This window comes from Stenotrophomonas sp. SMYL11, from assembly GCF_036320005.1.
Taxonomy (GTDB): Bacteria; Pseudomonadota; Gammaproteobacteria; order Xanthomonadales; family Xanthomonadaceae; genus Stenotrophomonas; species Stenotrophomonas maltophilia_A.
In genome coordinates this window covers 91,780-109,464 of the sequence record NZ_JAWIRS010000011.1, presented here as the reverse complement: position 1 = coordinate 109,464, position 17,685 = coordinate 91,780, and the positions used below count along the sequence as shown (strand labels likewise).

Annotated in this window: 21 protein-coding genes; all 21 read right to left on the bottom strand. The window is 64.9% G+C overall.

What is annotated here, in order from left to right; all coding sequences use genetic code 11:
- Positions 1-13: 13 nt before the first annotated feature.
- Positions 14-664 (bottom strand): hypothetical protein, encoded by a 651-nt coding sequence (locus V3B46_RS15680; protein WP_003821087.1) that lies wholly within the window; start codon positions 662-664, stop codon positions 14-16.
- Between the two features lie 76 nt (positions 665-740).
- Positions 741-1,001, bottom strand: a complete 261-nt coding sequence (locus V3B46_RS15675) for a hypothetical protein (RefSeq protein ID WP_003821086.1) — start codon at positions 999-1,001, stop codon at positions 741-743.
- Between the two features lie 16 nt (positions 1,002-1,017).
- The gene (locus tag V3B46_RS15670) at positions 1,018-1,425 is read right to left on the bottom strand and encodes a hypothetical protein (protein WP_003821084.1); all 408 of its coding nucleotides are present in this window, start codon (positions 1,423-1,425) and stop codon (positions 1,018-1,020) included.
- 100 nt (positions 1,426-1,525) lie between these two features.
- On the bottom strand, positions 1,526-1,849 hold the full coding sequence (locus tag V3B46_RS15665; protein WP_003821078.1) for a hypothetical protein: 324 nt from the start codon (positions 1,847-1,849) through the stop codon (positions 1,526-1,528).
- A 94-nt stretch (positions 1,850-1,943) separates the two neighbouring features.
- A complete protein-coding gene (locus tag V3B46_RS15660) occupies positions 1,944-2,633 on the bottom strand; it encodes a DUF3275 family protein (RefSeq protein WP_003821074.1) in 690 nt (229 codons plus the stop codon).
- A gap of 57 nt (positions 2,634-2,690) precedes the next feature.
- The gene (locus V3B46_RS15655) at positions 2,691-3,608 is read right to left on the bottom strand and encodes a DUF3577 domain-containing protein (protein WP_198887590.1); all 918 of its coding nucleotides are present in this window, start codon (positions 3,606-3,608) and stop codon (positions 2,691-2,693) included.
- Between the two features lie 361 nt (positions 3,609-3,969).
- The gene (locus V3B46_RS15650) at positions 3,970-4,323 is read right to left on the bottom strand and encodes a DUF3085 domain-containing protein (protein WP_003821070.1); all 354 of its coding nucleotides are present in this window, start codon (positions 4,321-4,323) and stop codon (positions 3,970-3,972) included.
- A gap of 78 nt (positions 4,324-4,401) precedes the next feature.
- On the bottom strand, positions 4,402-5,205 hold the full coding sequence (locus V3B46_RS15645) for a hypothetical protein (RefSeq protein ID WP_003821069.1): 804 nt from the start codon (positions 5,203-5,205) through the stop codon (positions 4,402-4,404).
- 284 nt (positions 5,206-5,489) lie between these two features.
- Complete coding sequence (locus tag V3B46_RS15640; protein WP_003821068.1) at positions 5,490-5,768, bottom strand: hypothetical protein; 279 nt, start codon at positions 5,766-5,768, stop codon at positions 5,490-5,492.
- 94 nt (positions 5,769-5,862) lie between these two features.
- Complete coding sequence (locus V3B46_RS15635; RefSeq protein WP_003821067.1) at positions 5,863-6,600, bottom strand: DUF5983 family protein; 738 nt, start codon at positions 6,598-6,600, stop codon at positions 5,863-5,865.
- Between the two features lie 80 nt (positions 6,601-6,680).
- Positions 6,681-7,448, bottom strand: a complete 768-nt coding sequence (locus V3B46_RS15630) for a hypothetical protein (RefSeq protein WP_425517689.1) — start codon at positions 7,446-7,448, stop codon at positions 6,681-6,683.
- 62 nt (positions 7,449-7,510) lie between these two features.
- A complete protein-coding gene (locus V3B46_RS15625) occupies positions 7,511-7,903 on the bottom strand; it encodes a hypothetical protein (RefSeq protein WP_003821065.1) in 393 nt (130 codons plus the stop codon).
- Positions 7,904-7,925: 22 nt separating this feature from the next.
- Positions 7,926-8,150 carry a hypothetical protein gene (locus tag V3B46_RS15620; RefSeq protein WP_033470933.1) on the bottom strand — a complete coding sequence of 75 codons (225 nt, stop codon included), beginning with the start codon at positions 8,148-8,150 and terminating at the stop codon, positions 7,926-7,928.
- Positions 8,151-8,480: 330 nt separating this feature from the next.
- Positions 8,481-9,038: a hypothetical protein gene (locus V3B46_RS15615; RefSeq protein WP_033470935.1), complete on the bottom strand. Its 558-nt coding sequence runs from the start codon at positions 9,036-9,038 to the stop codon at positions 8,481-8,483.
- Positions 9,039-9,281: 243 nt separating this feature from the next.
- Positions 9,282-10,880, bottom strand: a complete 1,599-nt coding sequence (locus tag V3B46_RS15610) for a DNA cytosine methyltransferase (RefSeq protein WP_003821062.1) — start codon at positions 10,878-10,880, stop codon at positions 9,282-9,284.
- 537 nt (positions 10,881-11,417) lie between these two features.
- Positions 11,418-13,442 (bottom strand): DNA topoisomerase III, encoded by a 2,025-nt coding sequence (locus V3B46_RS15605; RefSeq protein ID WP_003821061.1) that lies wholly within the window; start codon positions 13,440-13,442, stop codon positions 11,418-11,420.
- A gap of 274 nt (positions 13,443-13,716) precedes the next feature.
- On the bottom strand, positions 13,717-14,169 hold the full coding sequence (locus V3B46_RS15600; protein WP_003821059.1) for a single-stranded DNA-binding protein: 453 nt from the start codon (positions 14,167-14,169) through the stop codon (positions 13,717-13,719).
- A gap of 73 nt (positions 14,170-14,242) precedes the next feature.
- On the bottom strand, positions 14,243-14,770 hold the full coding sequence (locus V3B46_RS15595) for a DUF3158 family protein (RefSeq protein ID WP_003821057.1): 528 nt from the start codon (positions 14,768-14,770) through the stop codon (positions 14,243-14,245).
- Positions 14,767-15,540: a PFL_4669 family integrating conjugative element protein gene (locus tag V3B46_RS15590; RefSeq protein ID WP_003821056.1), complete on the bottom strand. Its 774-nt coding sequence runs from the start codon at positions 15,538-15,540 to the stop codon at positions 14,767-14,769. Before V3B46_RS15590 ends, V3B46_RS15595 begins: the two co-directional genes overlap by 4 nt.
- A 315-nt stretch (positions 15,541-15,855) precedes the next feature.
- Complete coding sequence (locus V3B46_RS15585) at positions 15,856-17,118, bottom strand: STY4528 family pathogenicity island replication protein (protein WP_003821055.1); 1,263 nt, start codon at positions 17,116-17,118, stop codon at positions 15,856-15,858.
- A gap of 2 nt (positions 17,119-17,120) precedes the next feature.
- Positions 17,121-17,681, bottom strand: coding sequence for a DUF2857 domain-containing protein (locus tag V3B46_RS15580; RefSeq protein WP_003821054.1), 561 nt, complete (start codon positions 17,679-17,681; stop codon positions 17,121-17,123).
- Positions 17,682-17,685: the final 4 nt, after the last annotated feature.

Sequence of the window (17,685 nt, the reverse complement as noted above, 5' to 3'; positions counted from 1 at the left end):
TCTCGCGGGCGGGTCAAGCCGCTACCGCTTCCGGCGTCCAAATCTTGGCCGGATACGGATAGGCGGTGAGCACGTCACTGCGGATCAGGGAGCCCAGCGCCAGGGTCAGCGCCGGCACGTCGATGGCGAGCCGATGGCCTTCCAGCGACCCGAGGGCGAACGGAAGACGGGCCAGCATCTCGCGGGTCTGTAGCAGCTCCAGCACGGTTTCGCGCCAGTGGTCGAGCAGCGGCAGTGGGCAGGTGTCCCGCACCAGCATCCACAGGCGGTCAAGCCGGTGGGCGCTGCCCTTGGGCAGCAATGCCAGTGCGCTGGCGTTGGCCTTGTCGGGCTTGACGCAGCGGCGGTCGAACAGCCACACGTTGGACAGCGAACCGAACAGCGTTCGCCGGTAGGCGCGGGTCATGCGCTTTTCCAGACGATCGACGTTGCTGACGAACACCGGGACGCTGCCGCCCTGGTCGGTGATGACGTGGAACTGGTCCAGGCCCTGTTCGTCGCGCCCGAGGGTCAGACGAGCGAGGAACTGCTGGACGGCGGTGTCGCGCGCCCAGATCGACAGGAAGATCAGATTGCCCTGGTCATCGCCGACGCAAGCATCGGCCATCACGTCGGAGCATTCGTCGATGCGATACAGCGTGGTGGAAGAAGTGTTTTCGGGCATGGTGGTGTCCTCGGATGAACGGGAACAGCACCGCCCGCTGGGGCAAGTACTGCCCCAGGGGGTGGAAGAAAGCCGCTCAGTCCGGCTCGAACTGCCGGGTGTGCGGGTTGAAGTGAAGCGCCTCATCTACCGAAGTGATTGGCGTGAAGCCCTCCAGGTAGATGTTGTTGAGGTACTGGTCGCGGTGGGTCAGTGCCTGCCGTGCCTGTGCCTCGGTGAGGCCGTTGCTGATGAAGTACTCCAGCATTTCCTCGTCGGAAGAAACTTCGTCGTTGGACAAACTCCCTTCAACGAGCTTCAACAGCGAGGGCGGAAGCGCAGCCAGGATCGGGTCCATGTCGGTTCCTCCTGGCTCAGGCCATCAGCGCTGCGGTGGGTGCCGCAGGTGCCGTGGGTGTGCGCCGCCGCGCGTGGTAGGCGCGAACGCCTGCACGCCAGTCGGCGGACTGCTCTGGTGCGAGGTCCAGATAGGACAGCGGGCACGTGTAGTAGTACGGGTGCATGGACTCGTCCAGTGGCTTGTAGCCCCACTGGTCGCCGCTGCGTTCGAGAAGATCGCAGCGGATGTAGCGCAGGGATTGGCCTGGCGCCAGATGACGATGCACGCCTTCGACCTTGGCCGTCACTTCCGTGACGGACCACAGGACGTTGCCGCGCAGCGCGTGGGCGATGACCTTGACGCTGGCGCGCTCGGTCTCTTGCGGTGCGATCAGTTCCGCGATCAGTTCAGACCGCGATTGGGGGGAGAAATACCAGCCCATGAAAGGCCTCCTGAAGAATCGAGCCGGAGGCCTCCCCGTGGGGGAGAGCCCCCAGCGGGTGATGGAATGCCGCGCGTGCGGCGATGGAGTCCGGTGCGGACTAGGAGCCGCAACCGGCTGGGCAGTAGCCCAGTTCGATGCCATGGGAGCAGTAGCCGTTCGCAGCGTTCCACTCCTGCGTTTCCTGCCGTTCGGCAGGGGTTGCGTAGTCCCATTCCTGGGTCGCGATTTCCAGGGCCTGAGCCCGCTGGGTTTCCGGCAACCGACTGGCTTGCGCGTCGATCTCCGAACTGAAAAGCGTGACCCAGTGATCCCAGGACAGGCCGCAACCACGCTGGGCGTGCTCGGCGGCCGTCTTGCAGACAGCGCGCCACGCGGGTTCGTCCAGCGTGCAATGAGGTGCATCGCAAGCGATGGTGGACATGATGGAGACCTCCAGAAGAAAGTCGGAGCCTCCCCCGCATGGGGAAGGAACCCCGGCGGATGGATCAAGAACACCGCGGATGCGGCGTCTGCGATCACGCAGGTTGCAGTTCGGCCTGGCGGCTCCACTCCTGCGTCTTGAAGTCCAGCGCGTAGCCCAGTTCACCCAGGCGGGCGATCTGCGCGCGCAGGGTGCGGCGGTCGATGGTCGAATCCAGTTTCACGGACTCTCCCAGCGGCCAGAGCAGCCCGAACAGCGCGGCGTCGCCATCTTCGGTGCTGCCGGGGGCAGCAGCCGCAGCGGGCGGCGGGGCATCCACACCAAAAGGCGTGGTATCGATCAGCGGGTCCGCGGACGCCTGCACGGATGCGGGCTTGGCGGGTCTGGATGCCTTGGCGGGCTTGGCCGGCGTTGACGCAGGCTGCGCGCCCAGTTCTTCATCGAGCGGATCGACTTCCTGGGTGGTGAAGCTGCGTGCCTCGTCACGGCTCAGTTTGTCGATGCCGTTGAGCGTCATCCCGTCCAGGTTGGCACGGATCTCGAACCGCATGCCGTCGCCGACGGGATAGGACTTCGGGAAGATGTAGCGGATGACGAACTCCCCGTCGTACTTGCCTTCGGGGTACTGCTCCAGCTCCGCATCCTTCACCGCGAACTTGCCGATGGGGGTGACAAGTCGGCCGACGTTGAAAGGGCCGTTTCTTCCGCGGATCGTGCGCAGCGTGAGTTGGCCTGGGACGGTGATGGGCGAACCCGATTGGTCGGGCGCCGATGTGACTGCCATGATGGTTCTCCTTGGGGAATAGGAAAAAGGCAAGGCCCCGTGAGGGGCCATGCCGGATCAGAACGAAGCAGCCAATGCCGGCTCCTGCTCCTTGACTTCACCTGCGGGCTCGCGCACGGCGGGCTCGACAGGCTGGTCGGCAGCGGTGTCGGCGGCAACCTCGGCTTCGGGCGCGGGTGCGTCCTCGGCTTGCGGCGCCTCGGCTTGCGCCTGGCTCGTCGGATAGACCTGGGTGCCGTCGATCTTGATGAGACCGATGTGGACCAGCGTCGATTCCAGGCTCGCTCCCGGTTCCCCGGCGCGCTCGCCCTTGGTGCGGATGTACGGATCGATCTTCATGTCGTTCAGACGGAAGGCGATCAGCACCTTGCGGTCCCCTTCGATGGCCTGCACGCACCGGCGAACCAGGTGCTCGGCTTCAGGGGTGGCGACGATGGTGTCGAAGTACCGATATTCCGGTTCACCGACAGGTCCGGCCAGCGCCGCGACGCAGCACGACAGGAACGGATCGCCATCCTTGGGGGAGACGTCCTTCGGGCGGCTGAGGTAGCCGATGCCGCGGGTGATCAGCTCGTGCAGCTTGATCGAAGCCAGTTCGGCCCGGTCAAGCGGCTCGGCCTTCAGCAGTCGCGCCTTCAGAGACGCGGCGGCCTGGCCCTTGTGCTCACCCTTGTCGCGGATGTACGCATCGCCCCAGAGGTCGCCGAGGCGGAAGCGCACCAGCGGCCGCTGCTTGGGATCGTCAACGCCGATGTAGCGCTCGACCAGTTTCTTGGCCTCGGCACCCGAGACCTTGACGTCGAAGTAGCGGTAGCTGGGGTCCTTGGCGGAGCCGACCAGCGCGGCGATGGTGCATGCCAGGAAGGGCTGCGCACGGCGGCCGCCCCGGACGGGAACCTCGCGGACACGCTGGATGTAGCCGATGCCCGAGGTGTGGAGGTCGAAATACGATTTCTCGTTGGACGTGGTGCTCATGGTGAATCTCCATTGGGATGAAGCGGAGACACACCGGCCCCACGCATGCGGGGAAAGGTGCGTAACCCCGCGGTGGGTTGATAAGGCGAAAGCATCCGCCACCAGGACTGGTGGCCGCTCGCGGATGGATGCGGTGCGAGCTGGCTCGGTCACGCAGTGGAAACTGCGCGGCAACCTCGAAGACCGATGGTTGCCTGGCATGTCGCTGACAACGTCAGCAGGCATGGGGGCAGCATGGACGGGCTTCGCGCGCGCGGCAGTAATCAATCGGCATCCGGACGCTTCCCTTTGTCCATGCCGCCAGCGCCGCAAAAAAAGAAGCCCCCATGAAGGGGGCCGTGAGGGGACAGTGGTATTCGCACTACATCGATGGCACCACCTCCAGCGACAGGTGCGTCGTGGTGGCGGATAGCATCAGATCGTCCATGCCGCGCAGGATGCGGGCGAAGACGCCTTCCTTCGGATCGAAGAACTCGCCGAAGTCGTCGCCACCCAGCTCGGCACGCGCCAGTTCCCACCAGCCGTCAAACGGGTCGGTATCCGGGTTGCAGCCGACGGCATAGGCCAGCAGCTTCACGCGGCCATCGGGACGGCGCTCTCCCTGCTCGGCGAGGAAGTACACGCCCTGGTCCTTGGCGAGGACGACGCGGCATTGGTTGGCAACGGCCTCGGCCAGCACGGGGCGCAGGTCGGAACCTTTGAATCGCAGTGACATGGTTGATCTCCTGAAGAAAAAGGCCCTCCACCCGAATGGATGGAAGGCCTATGGGGGCAAGTCGCCGGTAGGCTGCGGTCAGCCGTAGCGCCGCTTGGTTGCCTTGGCGTCGATGACGCTCACGTCGATCAGACGCCAGTGCCCGTCGTCGATAAGCCGCTCCAGCACTTCACCGAGCATGTCGAAATACACCTCGTCGTGCCGATCGACCAGTTCGCCGTCGCGGCTCAGTTCCACCGCGTAGGTGTCGCCGCCGCGGTCGTAGAGGATCGTCACCTGGCCCTCGAACTTCGAGGTCGAAACCGAGAAGCTGATCGCCGGGGGTGTCTCGATGATCTTGGACGGCTTCGGATCGACCCAGGTGAAGTCGCGGGCACCCGCATCGACCAGCATGTGGGTGATGCGCCGGAACCCATCGGGAGCCGGCATTTCCTCCAACTGCTGGATGAGCTGTCCCAGTTCCATGCACTGCGGCTCGGGGATGGGCAGCTTGGCAGGCGCGGAGCCGAGGATGTGCCTGGTGATGGTGTAGGGAACACCGTCCGCGGTCTTCTCGGTGATTACTTCCGGGGTGTCCGCGCGCAGGCCGTCGAAGCGGCGGCGGGCATACGGTTGGACATGCACCTTGGCGCCTTCGCTGGGAAGGGTGGTCACCAGGTGGGGGTCGAGCACCGCGAACTCGCTGGGCTTGAGCTTGACGACGATGGCGTCGTCGCTGGCCGCGACCACCTTGCCGTCGAAGGGCTGGGGGTCGATGGCGAAGCCCAGCGTCGAGGACTGCGGCTGATCATCGAACACGCGATACTTGAACGACCGCACGTTGCGGGGCACATGGCCTGCGACAAGCGAAGGCATCATGGATTTGATGAGGGAACGGTCCATGGGAATCTCCTTGAGGAAGAACAAGGGATTCCCCGCCCGCAAGGGAGAGGTCCCTTGTGGGTGGATGGACGCGGTGCGTCCGTAGGAAGAAACAACCAGCGCGGTTTCCCGTGCTTGCAGCCTCGAAGGTCTCGGCTGCCTGGGCATGTGTCGGCAACGCCGACGAACATGGGGGCAAGGATGGCCCTGGGCCGGGCTACCCGCCCGCATGAAACGGCACTGCGCCGCACCCGGTTTCCCGCGCTGGGGACAAGAAAAAGGCCCCTCGAAAGGGGCTGGTTGGATCAGGCTTGGTACACGAAGTAGTGTTCGCGCTGACGCGGGAAGAACACATGCTTCCACGTGTCGCCGCCGGTGTTGCCACCGTCGAAGACGACCATCTCGTAGTCGTCAATGTCGGTGTCCACCAAGTCGGCGCCGGCGATATGGCGCATGTGCAGCGTGCCGTGCGTGCGCTCGAATACCAGGATCTGGCCGATGGCGTCGTCCTGGCTCATGGCGTTGACGCAGGCTCCGAGCTGGTGCTCGAAGTCCGGTGCGCGCGAAATGAGGTTGGGGAACATGAGGTTGCTCCTATGAAAATGGACCAGCCCGACTCTTGGGGGAGACGGGCTGGCATGAGGGGACAAAGAGGAAGACCCGCGTGTCGCGCGGCTGCTAGCCCTCGGCCAGCGGCAGGCCCAGCAACGCGGGTGCGTCTGCATCGAGGATGAGGATGCGCACATCGGCCTGGCCAGCCAGTTCAAGGATGTTCGCCAGGTCGTCCGGCATGCCCTTGTTCCGGTGCTCCTGTCGAAGCTGCTCGGCGGTGATGCCCTCGGCGTGCTCCAGGTTCTGGTCCGTCCAGGGCGTGGAAATCAGCTTGACGCCGATCGCCGGGCTGTACGGCACACGGAAGGCGATGAACAACATGGCCTCCGGCGTGGCGATGTCCGCCAGGCCGGCGAGGTAGTGCCAGCTATCGACCGTGATGTGCTCACGGCTGATTTCCCAGCACCGGCTGTAGTAGCCGGTCTCGAAACTCAGGCGCTGCATCGCTTCCCGCGCGGCCTCGGCCGAATAGGCGTCACCGACGTGGACTGGGCGGCCGTCGAAGTCCTCGCCATGGATGGCATAGACCACGGCACCGATCACACCTTCGCCGCTGACGCCTTCACCGGCATCGCATTCGGCCAGTACCTCGGCGTTCACGGCTTCGCGGCCATCGCTGACCACGGCGAAATCGTTGGCGACGATGCAGGACGATGAAACCAGTTCCTCGTCGGAGAGGTGTTGCTGGCTCGCGTGGATGTTGCGCCAGACATGCGGGCTTCCGTCCTCGTAGCTGATGCACAGCGTGCGGACGATTTTCAGATTCCAGTAGCCACGGTGAAAGGGATTGGGTTTCTGGGACATTGGGAACTCTCCAGATTGAATAATGGAGCCAATTCCCGCCACCGGGAATTGGACCCGGTGGGTTGAAAATGGAAAATGCGTCAGGCGGCGCTGATCGTTGGCATCTGGGCCAGTCGGTCGGCGACGCGACGGCGCACATTCAGGCGGAACTGCTCGTCGTTGATGCCTGCGAGCAGGTTGGCGGCCTCCAGCGCGATCAATGCCGAGGCCTCTTCGATGTCGGCGGACAGGATCGTCTTGCGCAGTTGGTCGCCGAGTTGGAGCGCCTGCGAGGACGTTCTGAAGACCTGGACCTCGCGGCTCAGGTAGCAGCCGTTGCCGCCGAACTCGAACAGCCTCGGCCTGCTGCAATGCCAGCAGCCTTCGAACTGGATGGCGGTCAGGCGATGGCCGTCATCGAAGCAGGAAGCGATCAGAAGCAAGGCTTCCAGGTCGGCGCTGTCCTCGAACTTGTGGTGCTCGATCAGGTTCTCCAGCTCCGCGTCCTGCTCGGCACCGAAGTGCGCGGCCAGCCGTTCGAGCAGAGGTGGAATCGACAACTCTTCGTCGTCGGGCATGGGGATGCCGAGTTGTGCGGCCAGGTCTTCCAGGCCGTCCAGCACATCCGTCCAGCGCGGATCATTGGTCTCGGCGATCTGGGCGATGTAGGCCTGCCCGTTGCCGGGATGGCCTTCGTTCAGCGCGAAGGCGCCGAACAGCGCCTTGATGACGGGGGTGACACGCTCCAGCACGAGAACGCCCGTGCCTTCGTAGTAGTTGTTCGCCATGGTGGCTCCTTTCGAGAAAGCGGAGCCAGCCCATGCGGACGATGGCATCCGCAGGGTGATGGAGAAGAAATTGAGGGACATGGCCTTTTGGGCGCATGTCCCTCTCGGGGGGAACGAAAGACAGTGGTGTGCCGGAGACCGGCTCACCAACCGTTGTAGTTCACGAGCAGGTCGGCGATGACCTTGCGGCGTTGCAGGTCGAGACCGTCGAAGTCCGACAGCCCGTGGAAGTGGCAGCGCTTGAGCATGGCACCGCCCTCACGCGCGTTGTAGAAGCTGACCATGGCAGACAGGAACATGCGTTCGCCGCTGCTCAGGACGCCGAGGGCGTCGTTGAGCCGCAGCATGTTGGGACGCAGATCCCACTTGCTCTTGGCCTGGTTCAGACCTTCACGGGTGCCGTCGCCGAACCACTCGGGGCCAGCAATCTCGACGCCACGCTTCCATGCCTCGAAAAAGGCTTGAGGCGCGGCGGCGAAATGCTGTTCTTCCCGCATGATCTGATCGACGACTTCCCGCGGCAGTAGCTGGTTCATGACGTGATTCCTCCAGTTTGGATCAAGGAACGGCGAGCTGGGACCAGCCGCCTCTTTCGAGGGCACGTTGAGCCGCGGCATAGCTGCGGAAGTACTCGCGGGATTCCCGCGAAACGGGGCCTTCGGTATCGCGCGTGCCGATGTAGTGGCCGGCGGCGCTTTGCAGGACTTCGAGCGGCAGGAACTTGCCGCAGTAGGTCGAGGCCAATTGCCCGAAGGTTTGGCCGAAAGAGGCTTGCTGGGACATGGATAGGCTCCTTGGAAAAGCGGGGCCTCGTCCCTCACGGGATGGCGGCTCCCGCACGCGGTTGATAAAAGGCATCGACGTCACGAGGACGCGCGTCCGCAGACTTGATGCGATGCGGACTGGTGGGTAACGCGGGAGAGACCCGCGACAGCCTAAAACCCTGGCTGCTGGCATGTGCTGACGAATCAGCGAACATGCGGGCAGCTTCGTGCGCGGACCGCGCTGCGTCAGTTGGAAAATGGCATCCAGCCCAGACCCGATTGATGGGGACCGAAAGAAAGAAGCCCCGCATCGAGTGCGGGGCTGTCAGGAGGGTGCGGTGACGCTGGGTCAGTCGGGCTTGTCGCCCAGGACATACTGCTTCCACAAATCGAATGCCTGCTCGGGTGGAAGCTCGGCCAGGATGACGATGGGCTGGGCCTGCCGGGCGCGCAGCGAAGCGAAGTACGCCTTCCGGTCGGCGATGGCCTTGAGCTTGATGCCCTTGATAAACAGCAGTTTGCCTTCCTTGATGAACAGCACCTTGTTGCCGATGTCGCGGTTGAATGCGGCTCGCACCTTGCGTTCCGCGTGCATGGCGTCGGCCAGCTCATCGACCAGGAAGTCGAGCGTCATGTCGATGTAGTGAGGGTCTTCACTCTCGTGGCCGAGGTCAAGCGGCGCAGGCGGCAGGCCCTTGGCGAAGGCTTCGGCCTGCGCCAGTAGCCCCGCCTTGCCGTTGAGCGCGTGGAGGAACGTCGAGCCACCGTGGCCGTCGTTGCGGGCCTCGGCGATGGGAGTACCGTCGAACACGACGGTTGCGTTGAAGCACAGTGTTTCCTCGCTGGCGAAGTCGGCCACCTTGAGGTTCTTCAGCGTAATGCGGTCTTGCTTGGTGATGTTGTCCATGGGGAAGTCCTGAGATCGACCGGGTGGCGACATGCTCCTGACGGGACGTGGCGGCCATCCCGTGGGTTGGAGAAATGAGGCATCGATGCCCAGTGGGCAGCGTTCGCCGGTGAGATGCCGAGGCGAACTGGCGGGTGGCGTGGGTGAAACCCGCGGCAGCCTTGACACCCTGGCTACGGGCTGTTGCCGAACCATCGGCAATGCAAGAGGGAGAATGGAGTGGCCCGCAGGCTGCGTCGCCGATCAATCCGAAGCGGTCGAGCCCGTCTTGTGCAGGTACTGCACCAGGCGCTGGCCCAGCCACGCCATGCACGGGACGGCCATGGAGTTGCCGATCGCCTTGTAGCGCGGAGCATCTGCAGCGGGCTTGCCGCGGTACGGGATCAGCGTGTAGTCGTCGGGCATGCCTTGCAGCCGCTCGCACTCCACGGGCATCAGCCGCCGCACCCGCCAATGCGACCAGTCGCCGGGGCCAGGGTCGTTCCAGTCGTAGCGGAAATGCGCCTCGAAGTCGGGAGCCAGGACATAGGGCTTGTCCGCGCCGCCGCCGCTGGTGCGCAGTGCGCCCGCTACGCTGCCGCCCAGCTCGGCGGCAAGACCCTGCTCGCGGCCGTGCAGAGACACGCAGGCCACCATAGGTACGCCGTAGCCCGGCTTGCCGTTGGACAGCACGGTGCAAGCGACCTGGCCATGGCCCGACTCGAAGCGCACTTCACCGCGGTTGTTCTGCGCGAACGCGATGGCGGGCACGACCCCGGCGTTCGCATGGCTGTTGCAATGGCCGCCAGCGCGCAACGTCGGTGTCAGGTCGAGCGTGGCATCGGCGCCGCTGCCCTGCGCGATGAAGGCGATGATCGGAACACCCTTGCCGGTGCCGTCCTCGCTGCTGCCCTTGCCGTTGTTGGCGGTGTCGAGGGTGTGGCTGATGTTGCCTGCGACGGATTGCACCAAGTAGGTCTCGGTGCAGATGTCGTGCTTCGGGCCGCCAGCCATCAAACTGGCTGCAAGATCGGTCGGGCCACGCCCATTGCTGAACCCAAACGTCGTCGTGACCTTGCCGCAGGGCTGCTTCAGTCCTGCATATCCGTCTGCTGGGTCAACACTAGGTTCAGCAGTGCAGGCAGCTTCTTGCCACGGCGCGCTGCCCGCACAAGAATCCCCGAGCAGGCCTGCGCGCTCAAAAAGTACTTCTGCGGGATCGAGGTCATCTCCACCACTTGCCACAAGAAACACACGCTTGCGGCGTTGGGCGACACCGAAATATTGAGCATCGAGCACGCGCCAGGCGATGCGGCGGCGGGGTCCAGACACACAACCAGCGTACGCCCATTTTTCCCCTGGCGGCTGGAGCGCACGGCTTTCTCCGGCCAGTGCGCCCAGGAAATGCCCGAAGGCATTGCTGCGGTCGTTGAGTACGCCTGGGACGTTTTCCCAGACGAGCGTGGCCGCCGGGCGGCTGTCTTGTTGGCGGGTTTGGTCGATGGCATTGGCAAGCTCCACATAGGCAAGGGAAAGGGCACCGCGCGGGTCATCCAGCCCGCGACGGCTACCTGCAACGCTGAACGACTGGCACGGCGTGCCGCCGACCAGGATGTCGGGCGCTGGCACAGTGCCGGCACGCACCTGGCGGGCGATCGCGGTCATGTCGCCCAGATTGGGCACGCGGGGGTAACGGTGGGCGAGCACGGCGCTCGGGAACGGCTCGATCTCGGCGAACCATGCGGCTTCGAGGCCGAGAGGTTGCCAGGCGAGGCTCACGGCCTCAATGCCGCTGCACACGCTGCCGTACAGCAGTGGCGCGGTTTGGGGCACACCGCGTGGGGGGCGAGGTTGCGGGTTCATGTCGGGTCTCCTGTTTGTGTGGCCTTGGACTGTGTGGCCGGGCCGGGACGTTGATCGGCAGGAGAAAGGCGCCGAAGGCCCAGTGGCCTCCGGCTCGGGATGACAGAACCACCCGTGGGCTGTTGCAGGCCCGGTTGTCGCTAGAACCGGCTGCTCATCAAGCAATCGCACCCGGCGCATGTCGTGGTTGGCGCCGGCATCTTCTGGCGCACATCCGCGCACAAAAGGAGCCCAGTTTTTCGCCGTTGGGCACGGCATCGAATACCGCTGACCACGAAGGGTCTCCGGGTGGCTCGCAGGCGGGCAAGCCATCGGGGGACCCTTCGCAGAAGCGGAAAAATGCAGATCAGTAGAACGCGCCGGGAAACCCCGGACATGGTTCGTGGAGAAGCTACCTTCAGGTCCCGCGGCCGGGGACGGCCGGGCGGGACGCGCACACGGACAAGAGAAGGCGTTGCGCGCTGGGCGTCCCGCAGGGCGTGCGGGACATGGGCCACGCCGCCGATGGCGGACACGGCTCTCGGGGAACGGGGTCGGTCAAGAGCCTTTGCGGCCGCTACTGCCATAAAGGCGTAGAGATCGCGAGGCTCCGCGTTTGGACGCGCCGGATTCGACCGGCAGCGTACCTTTGCAGTCGGGGTAGCGACTGCACGACCAGAAGGGGCCGGTCTTGCCGGTGCGCTGGCGCGTGGGTGCGCCGCACTGCGGGCAAGCGGGTCCCTGGGGAACCTTGATGGACAGCGAGGTGCTGCCGTACTGCGCGATCAGTTGCGAAATCCATGCGGCCTGCTTGCCGATAAACACATCCAGGGTGAGCTGACCAGCCTCGATCATGTCGAGCGCCTGTTCCCACACTGCCGTCGTGCCGGGGTCTGCAATCGCCGCGGGTACGGCGTCGATCAGGGTGAACGCTGCATCCGATGCGCGAATGGAGCGTCCTTTCTTCACAAGGTAGCTGCGGGCGATCAACCCGCTGATGATGTTGGCCCGCGTGGCCTCTGTGCCGATGCCGACCGTATCCTTGAGCTTCTGCTTCAGGCGCGGGTCCGTCACCAGCTTGGCGACCCCCTTCATGGATTTGACCAGCTCGCCCTGCGTGTAAGGCTTGGGCGGCATCGTCTTGAGCGCCTTGATCTCGGCCTCGGTCACCTGACACGCCATGCCTTCGCGCAGCACGGGGAGTACCTGGCTGCGTGCCGTGGCTTCACCGTCCTCGTCCGCTTGCGGCTCGGCCAGCACCAGGCGCCAGCCCTTGACGATCACCTGTTTTCCGGTGGCCACCAGCTTCTGCTGGTCGCAGGACAGCTTGGCGACAGTGCGGTCGAACTCGTGGTGAGGGAGGAACTGCGCCAGGTAGTGCGCGCGGATCAGCCGGTACACCGCCAGTTCCTTCTCGCTCATGGCCGAGAGGTTCGCGGGTTCCAAGGTGGGAATGATGCCATGGTGCGCCGTCACTTTGCCGTCGTTCCAGGCGCGCGAGCGCTGGGAGCGGTCGAGCTGGCCCATGATCGGGCGCAGCGAGGGATCGGTCTTGAGCAGGCTGTCCAGAACAGTGGGCACCTCGGCAAACATGCTTTCGGGCAGGTAGCCTGAATCGGAACGCGGGTACGTAGTGGCCTTGTGGGTCTCGTACAGGGACTGGGCGATCTCCAGGGTTTCTTGAACATCCAGCCCAAGCTGTTTGGAACAGACCTCCTGCAAGGTGCCCAGGTCGAACAGCAGCGGCGGGCCTTCACGCATGTGTTCGGTCTCGACAAACACCACCTGAGCGCTACCCGCAGCGCGGATCTGTTGCGCGGCTTGCTGGGCAACCGGCTGTTGCAGGCAGCGGCCAGCGTCGTCGGTGCAGCCATCGGGCGGAACCCACTGCGCGCTGAAAGCCTGTCCACCCGCAGACAGGGACACGTCGATGGCCCAGAACGGCACCGACTTGAAGGCCGCGATCTCGCGGTCGCGGTCCACGACGAGCTTCAGGGTCGGCGTCTGCACGCGCCCGACGGACAGCACGCCGTCGTAGCCGGCCTGACGCCCGAGCACCGTGAACAACCGGCTGAGGTTCATGCCCACGAGCCAGTCGGCGCGTGAGCGCGCAAGCGCCGAGTAGTACATCGGCAGCGTGTCGGATGAGGGCCGCAACTTGCCGAGCGCGGTGCGGATCGACGCATCGTTGAGCGCCGACAACCACAGCCGTTCGATGGGGCCGCGGTAACCGCACAGGTCGATGATCTCGCGGGCGATCAGCTCTCCCTCGCGGTCGGCATCGGTGGCGATGACCAAATGGGTCGCCTTCGCCAGAAGCGCTTTGACGACCTTGAATTGCGTGGCGGTCTTCGGTTTGACCTCGACCCGCCACTGCTGGGGAACGATGGGCAACTGCTCCAGCGACCAGCGCTTGAGCGCCGCGTCATAGACCTCGGGAGCTGCTGCTTCTACGAGATGGCCAATGCACCAGGTGACGGTGACGCCGGAGCCGCTGAGACAGCCTTCACCGCGCTGCGTCGCGCCGAGAATCCGGCCAATGTCTTTGCCCTGGGAGGGCTTCTCGCACAAGAACAGCCGCATGTCAGTCCATCCGATTTCCATGGTTCATTGAGTTGCGGGAATCGAGGATGCCGAACACCACCAAGGGCAGCAGCAAACAAGCCGCATGCGGTGGCGACCACTTTTACGGGATGGGATGGCGGGGACGGGAGTGGCGTTCGGCCGGGGATGTGCGGGCCGGGAGCCGCGATTTTTTGGAGCGCACGGACGCCGGTGGACGTTGATGGAGCTATCCCCTGGGGATAGCTCGCGAGGGCATGGGGGCGACGGACGACTGCCACCGCCCCATGCCGGATCACTTCCTGCGCTTCGGCTCCTTCGGCGCGGTCGGTTCCTGGGCGGCCGGGGGTTTCGGCTGCGCATCCTGCGCGGCCTCTTGCTGCCTGGGGCTGAGGGCTACGGACTCGATGCGGAACGGCAGGATGCCGACGCTGCGCGCGTTGATCTGCCAGGTCTCGCGCGGCTGATCCTCGTTGTCCGTCCAAGGTTCGCGCTCCATCCGGCCGACGACCAGCACGCGCATGCCCTTCTGGTAGAGGTCCTTCCAGTGCGCGGCGTCGCGGTGCCAGATTTCCACCGGCGCCCAGAAGCCGCCGCGATCCTCGAAGGTGCCATCCTTCTTGGGAATGGGGTTGTCGAAATAGACGTTCAGGCGCAGAAGGCGGCTGGGCTCGTCGTTGCCGTTGGGGAACTCCCGGTACTCGGGGGGCGAGCCGATGTTGCCCTCGCCAGAAAAATGCGTACTCATGTTGCAATCTCCGTGGTGGTTGAAATACCCGCACCTGGTCGGTGACGAGCGCGTGCTGGGTTGCCCGGCGCGATCACTGATCGCGCAGTGCGGGTGGGATGGACTTGAGCCGACGCAGGTAAGCGTCTTCCGCCTCGGTGGCCTTGCTGGCACACTCCTGGGCCAGCCTGCCCAAGGTGTGCAACAGGCTGATCTGCATGTTCAGCGTGATGCGCTGCAGCTCGATGGCGTGCAAGTCGGCCAGCAGGTTGACCGGCGTGCTGGTACTCGCCATCAGCTCCTGCCACAGTGCCACGCCCATGGCCGAGCGGTCGTGCTTGCGCCAGCGAAGAAACGCCGTGCCTGCGCCAGTTGTCTGCTGGGCCAGTTCGATGGGGAGCAGGTGGAAGGGATGCCCGAGGGCTTGTTGCAGCACCTGTCGCTGCGCCAAGCCAATCAACTCGTCGCGCATGGCGAAGCACTGGCTGGCCCAGGCCTCCAAGTCCCCTTTACCCTTAAAGGGCTTTAAAAGGCCTTTTTGAGAGGCTGCGTGTTCCAACTGCATGAAGGCTGTCTGTTGCAGAGGGCGGAAGTAGCGGGTGTCGCGGTTTGGGTCGCTCATGCCTGCGCGTCCTCGCCGGCCGTCGCTTCGGGGGCGGCGGCCTCGTCGCTGGGCGATGCGGCTGCGGCAGGACCGTCACCGCGCTGCTGCAGGCCACGGCGCATGATGGGCGGCGCGAACTTCGAGCGGCGCGTGCCCTCCAGCACGTCCGGCGGCATCTCGCCGAACTTTTCCAACGCCGCCCGCGCTGCGGCATTCTTGGCGGCGAAGTCGTCGCGGGTGCAGCCCGAGTAGCGGTACTGCTGGGCCAGCGAGAACAGGCTGCGCAGTGCATGCGCGCCTTCGTTGAGCCAGCGTTCGAGCGTCGAGCGATCGATCAGCGCGGTGTGGTGCGCGAGGATCAGCTTGCGGGCGATATCGTCGTAGTCGGCGAGCAGGTACACGGCGGCAAAGCCGAGCTGCGCATTGACGAACAGCGGCAGCTTGACCGGCTGGACGTTGAGGTTTTCGCCCAGGGTGAGTGCCGGCGGCACGCTCGCCAGGGCCTGGTCCACCTGTTCGCGCAGCGATTGCAGCGTGGCCTTGGTCTGGTCGAGCTTGTCCTCGATGCGGAGCATCCAGAAGTCGCTGTACGGGTCGTCCTGCTCCGAGCCGCGCCGCATCTTGTTCATCTGGGCGATGTAGCCGTTCAGGCCGACGATGCCCGGTCGCCCTTCGGCGGCGGCGCGGCCGTGCCAGATGCGCGAGGCGTGGTGCGTGTGCAGCGTCAGCGACATCGCGCTGCGCAAGGAGCCGAGATTCAGTTGCAGGGGTTCGTTGGTGGTTGCCATGGTGTCCGCTCGTTGTTGGAAAAGAGCGGACAGCTTCGGCAGGTAGCGGAAGGCAGTCAGTCAACAAACCGAAACCCGCCCGTCCCCGGTTCACGGCGCGGTGGGTGCATGCGTCGCGATCTATCCCCTGGGGATAGCGCCATGGAGCGCCAAGGAACGCTGCACACCCGGATCAGCGCGAACAAGGCCGATCCCGCTGCAGGCGATCGAGGCCTGGCGTGCAGCGGTTCGACGTGTAGCCGTCAGTGGAACTATCCCCAGGGGATAGCTCTACTGGAAGCCACCGGCATCCACTTCACCACCTTGCAGGCCCGCTCACTTGCTGGCGAGCAGGTTGCGCAGCCGCTCGATGTGCTGCCTGGCGACTTCTGGCGGCACAGGCTTGCCCTGCGGCTGGGATGGTGGCGGTGCTGGTGGTGGCGGCCGCTCGTTCGGCGCAACGGGCGCCGATGGCGCGTCCTTCTTGGCCCAGGCGTTGAACTCGCCATGGATGGCCCGCTGGATGATGCCGAACAGATACCCTGCAGGATTGCGGATGCCATGGTTGCTGCATCGTGCAGCCCATTCGTCCAGCACGGCCTGCCTCAGCGCAGCATCGACCTGCTGTAGTGCCACCCTCGCACCTGTCTGCTGCTCTGCCTTCAGTTCCGCGAAGCGTTTGGGCCATTGCAGGTCGCCCAGCGCGCGCGCATGCGCTTGTGCCTGCGCGGTAGTACGTACTTCATTAATACGACTACTACGTACTGTACGGGCCTGCTTCGGATTCCGAAGAGAGGCGTCTGGCGCGGGTTTCGACCCTGCTTCGGATTCCGAAGTGGGATCGTCAGGATTCCGAAGAAGGCTCGTCGCCCCTTCTTCGGATTCGTGCGTGGCGTCCTCCTGTGGATAACTTTCGTGCGCCCCGACGCCCTGGCTGGCGAGGCGTTCGGCCAGGACTTGCAGCCTCGATGGCAGGGTGCGCCCGGCCAGCATCGGGTCTTCGCCGATTTCCTTGAGGGTGTGCAGGCCTACGATCTGCACGGCTTTGGCCGAATGGCCGAGCGCTTGGCTGACGAGTTGCAGGTAGTCCGGGTCGAGCTGCATCGCTTCAAAGGGGGTCAGCGGCTCGTCGTGCAGGACATAGAGGTTGCCGAGGATGCGGCCGGTCTTGGCGTCGCGCCGTCGCCGCACCAGGCTCAGCCATCGAGTCAGCCGCAGCAGCGTCAGTGCTCGCGCCACGGTTTCGTGCGAGGCTTGCCCGGCGCAGGGCATCGACGCCAGCCAGGGCCGAAGCTGTTCATACGTCGGGAACGCCGTCACGCCATCGTCGTTGAGCATCAGCCGGAAGACCTGCCAGGCATTGCGCTCCAGCGGCGTCAGGCGGCGGTCGAGGAACAGCCGTCGCGGTACGGTCTCGTGCCGGTTGCCGCTGAACAGGAAGGCATCGCCAGACGCCGGACCAGTGGGCATCGCGACAGGTGTAGGTGTGGGCGGGGGCGCGTCGGCGTTGGGCTTGGGCACAAGGTCTTTCAGCGCAGCGTCGAACAGGTCTGCGAGTGCGATGGGGCCACGACGTGGTGCGGTGTCGTCCACGGCCATGGTTAACCCAATCCTTGATCGACCCAGCTCTTGATCGAAGCCCAGACCACCGACAGAGGCAGCGACATGCCTTCGGCGAGGTCCATGGCGGCATCGAGGATGGAGGTTTCGTCTTCGAGATCGACGTTCCTGCTGCTGGTCACGGCCTTCCATTGCCGCCACAGCTCCGTGTCCTGCTTCTCGTCCAGCACGGGATGGCGACCCTTGCGCTTGGGCAGGCCGAGGATTTCGCGGCGAAGCGCCACTTCCTGGTGGGTCAGGCCGTAGAAGCGGCTGACCATTTCGGTGCTCGCGCCGAGGCGCAGCATGCGATCGACCGTGGCGATCTCCTTCTCCACATCCTGCGCCTGCCTGAGCAGACGCCGGAGCACTTCGCGGTTGACCGTCACCGAGCACCACGAGACGTTGGCGTTGGCCAGCACGCTGATCAGCGCGGGATGCTTGAGGGCGTCCAGCTCTTCCTCGCCAAACCCCATCAGCTTGCAGCGGCGCAGTTGCCCATTGCGCAGGTCATAGAGGGCCTGGGCGATGACGGCCTGGTTGAGTGGGTGTGGTGCGGACATGCTG

Bases quoted from the DNA above. Each gene is read 5' to 3' on its own strand.
- V3B46_RS15680 (WP_003821087.1), bottom strand. From the start codon at position 664: ATGCCCGAAAACACTTCTTCCACCACGCTGTATCGCATCGACGAATGC.
- V3B46_RS15675 (WP_003821086.1), bottom strand. From the start codon at position 1,001: ATGGACCCGATCCTGGCTGCGCTTCCGCCCTCGCTGTTGAAGCTCGTT.
- V3B46_RS15670 (WP_003821084.1), bottom strand. From the start codon at position 1,425: ATGGGCTGGTATTTCTCCCCCCAATCGCGGTCTGAACTGATCGCGGAA.
- V3B46_RS15665 (WP_003821078.1), bottom strand. From the start codon at position 1,849: ATGTCCACCATCGCTTGCGATGCACCTCATTGCACGCTGGACGAACCC.
- V3B46_RS15660 (WP_003821074.1), bottom strand. From the start codon at position 2,633: ATGGCAGTCACATCGGCGCCCGACCAATCGGGTTCGCCCATCACCGTC.
- V3B46_RS15655 (WP_198887590.1), bottom strand. From the start codon at position 3,608: ATGAGCACCACGTCCAACGAGAAATCGTATTTCGACCTCCACACCTCG.
- V3B46_RS15650 (WP_003821070.1), bottom strand. From the start codon at position 4,323: ATGTCACTGCGATTCAAAGGTTCCGACCTGCGCCCCGTGCTGGCCGAG.
- V3B46_RS15645 (WP_003821069.1), bottom strand. From the start codon at position 5,205: ATGGACCGTTCCCTCATCAAATCCATGATGCCTTCGCTTGTCGCAGGC.
- V3B46_RS15640 (WP_003821068.1), bottom strand. From the start codon at position 5,768: ATGTTCCCCAACCTCATTTCGCGCGCACCGGACTTCGAGCACCAGCTC.
- V3B46_RS15635 (WP_003821067.1), bottom strand. From the start codon at position 6,600: ATGTCCCAGAAACCCAATCCCTTTCACCGTGGCTACTGGAATCTGAAA.
- V3B46_RS15630 (WP_425517689.1), bottom strand. From the start codon at position 7,448: ATGTCCCTCAATTTCTTCTCCATCACCCTGCGGATGCCATCGTCCGCA.
- V3B46_RS15625 (WP_003821065.1), bottom strand. From the start codon at position 7,903: ATGAACCAGCTACTGCCGCGGGAAGTCGTCGATCAGATCATGCGGGAA.
- V3B46_RS15620 (WP_033470933.1), bottom strand. From the start codon at position 8,150: ATGTCCCAGCAAGCCTCTTTCGGCCAAACCTTCGGGCAATTGGCCTCG.
- V3B46_RS15615 (WP_033470935.1), bottom strand. From the start codon at position 9,038: ATGGACAACATCACCAAGCAAGACCGCATTACGCTGAAGAACCTCAAG.
- V3B46_RS15610 (WP_003821062.1), bottom strand. From the start codon at position 10,880: ATGAACCCGCAACCTCGCCCCCCACGCGGTGTGCCCCAAACCGCGCCA.
- V3B46_RS15605 (WP_003821061.1), bottom strand. From the start codon at position 13,442: ATGCGGCTGTTCTTGTGCGAGAAGCCCTCCCAGGGCAAAGACATTGGC.
- V3B46_RS15600 (WP_003821059.1), bottom strand. From the start codon at position 14,169: ATGAGTACGCATTTTTCTGGCGAGGGCAACATCGGCTCGCCCCCCGAG.
- V3B46_RS15595 (WP_003821057.1), bottom strand. From the start codon at position 14,770: ATGAGCGACCCAAACCGCGACACCCGCTACTTCCGCCCTCTGCAACAG.
- V3B46_RS15590 (WP_003821056.1), bottom strand. From the start codon at position 15,540: ATGGCAACCACCAACGAACCCCTGCAACTGAATCTCGGCTCCTTGCGC.
- V3B46_RS15585 (WP_003821055.1), bottom strand. From the start codon at position 17,118: ATGGCCGTGGACGACACCGCACCACGTCGTGGCCCCATCGCACTCGCA.
- V3B46_RS15580 (WP_003821054.1), bottom strand. From the start codon at position 17,681: ATGTCCGCACCACACCCACTCAACCAGGCCGTCATCGCCCAGGCCCTC.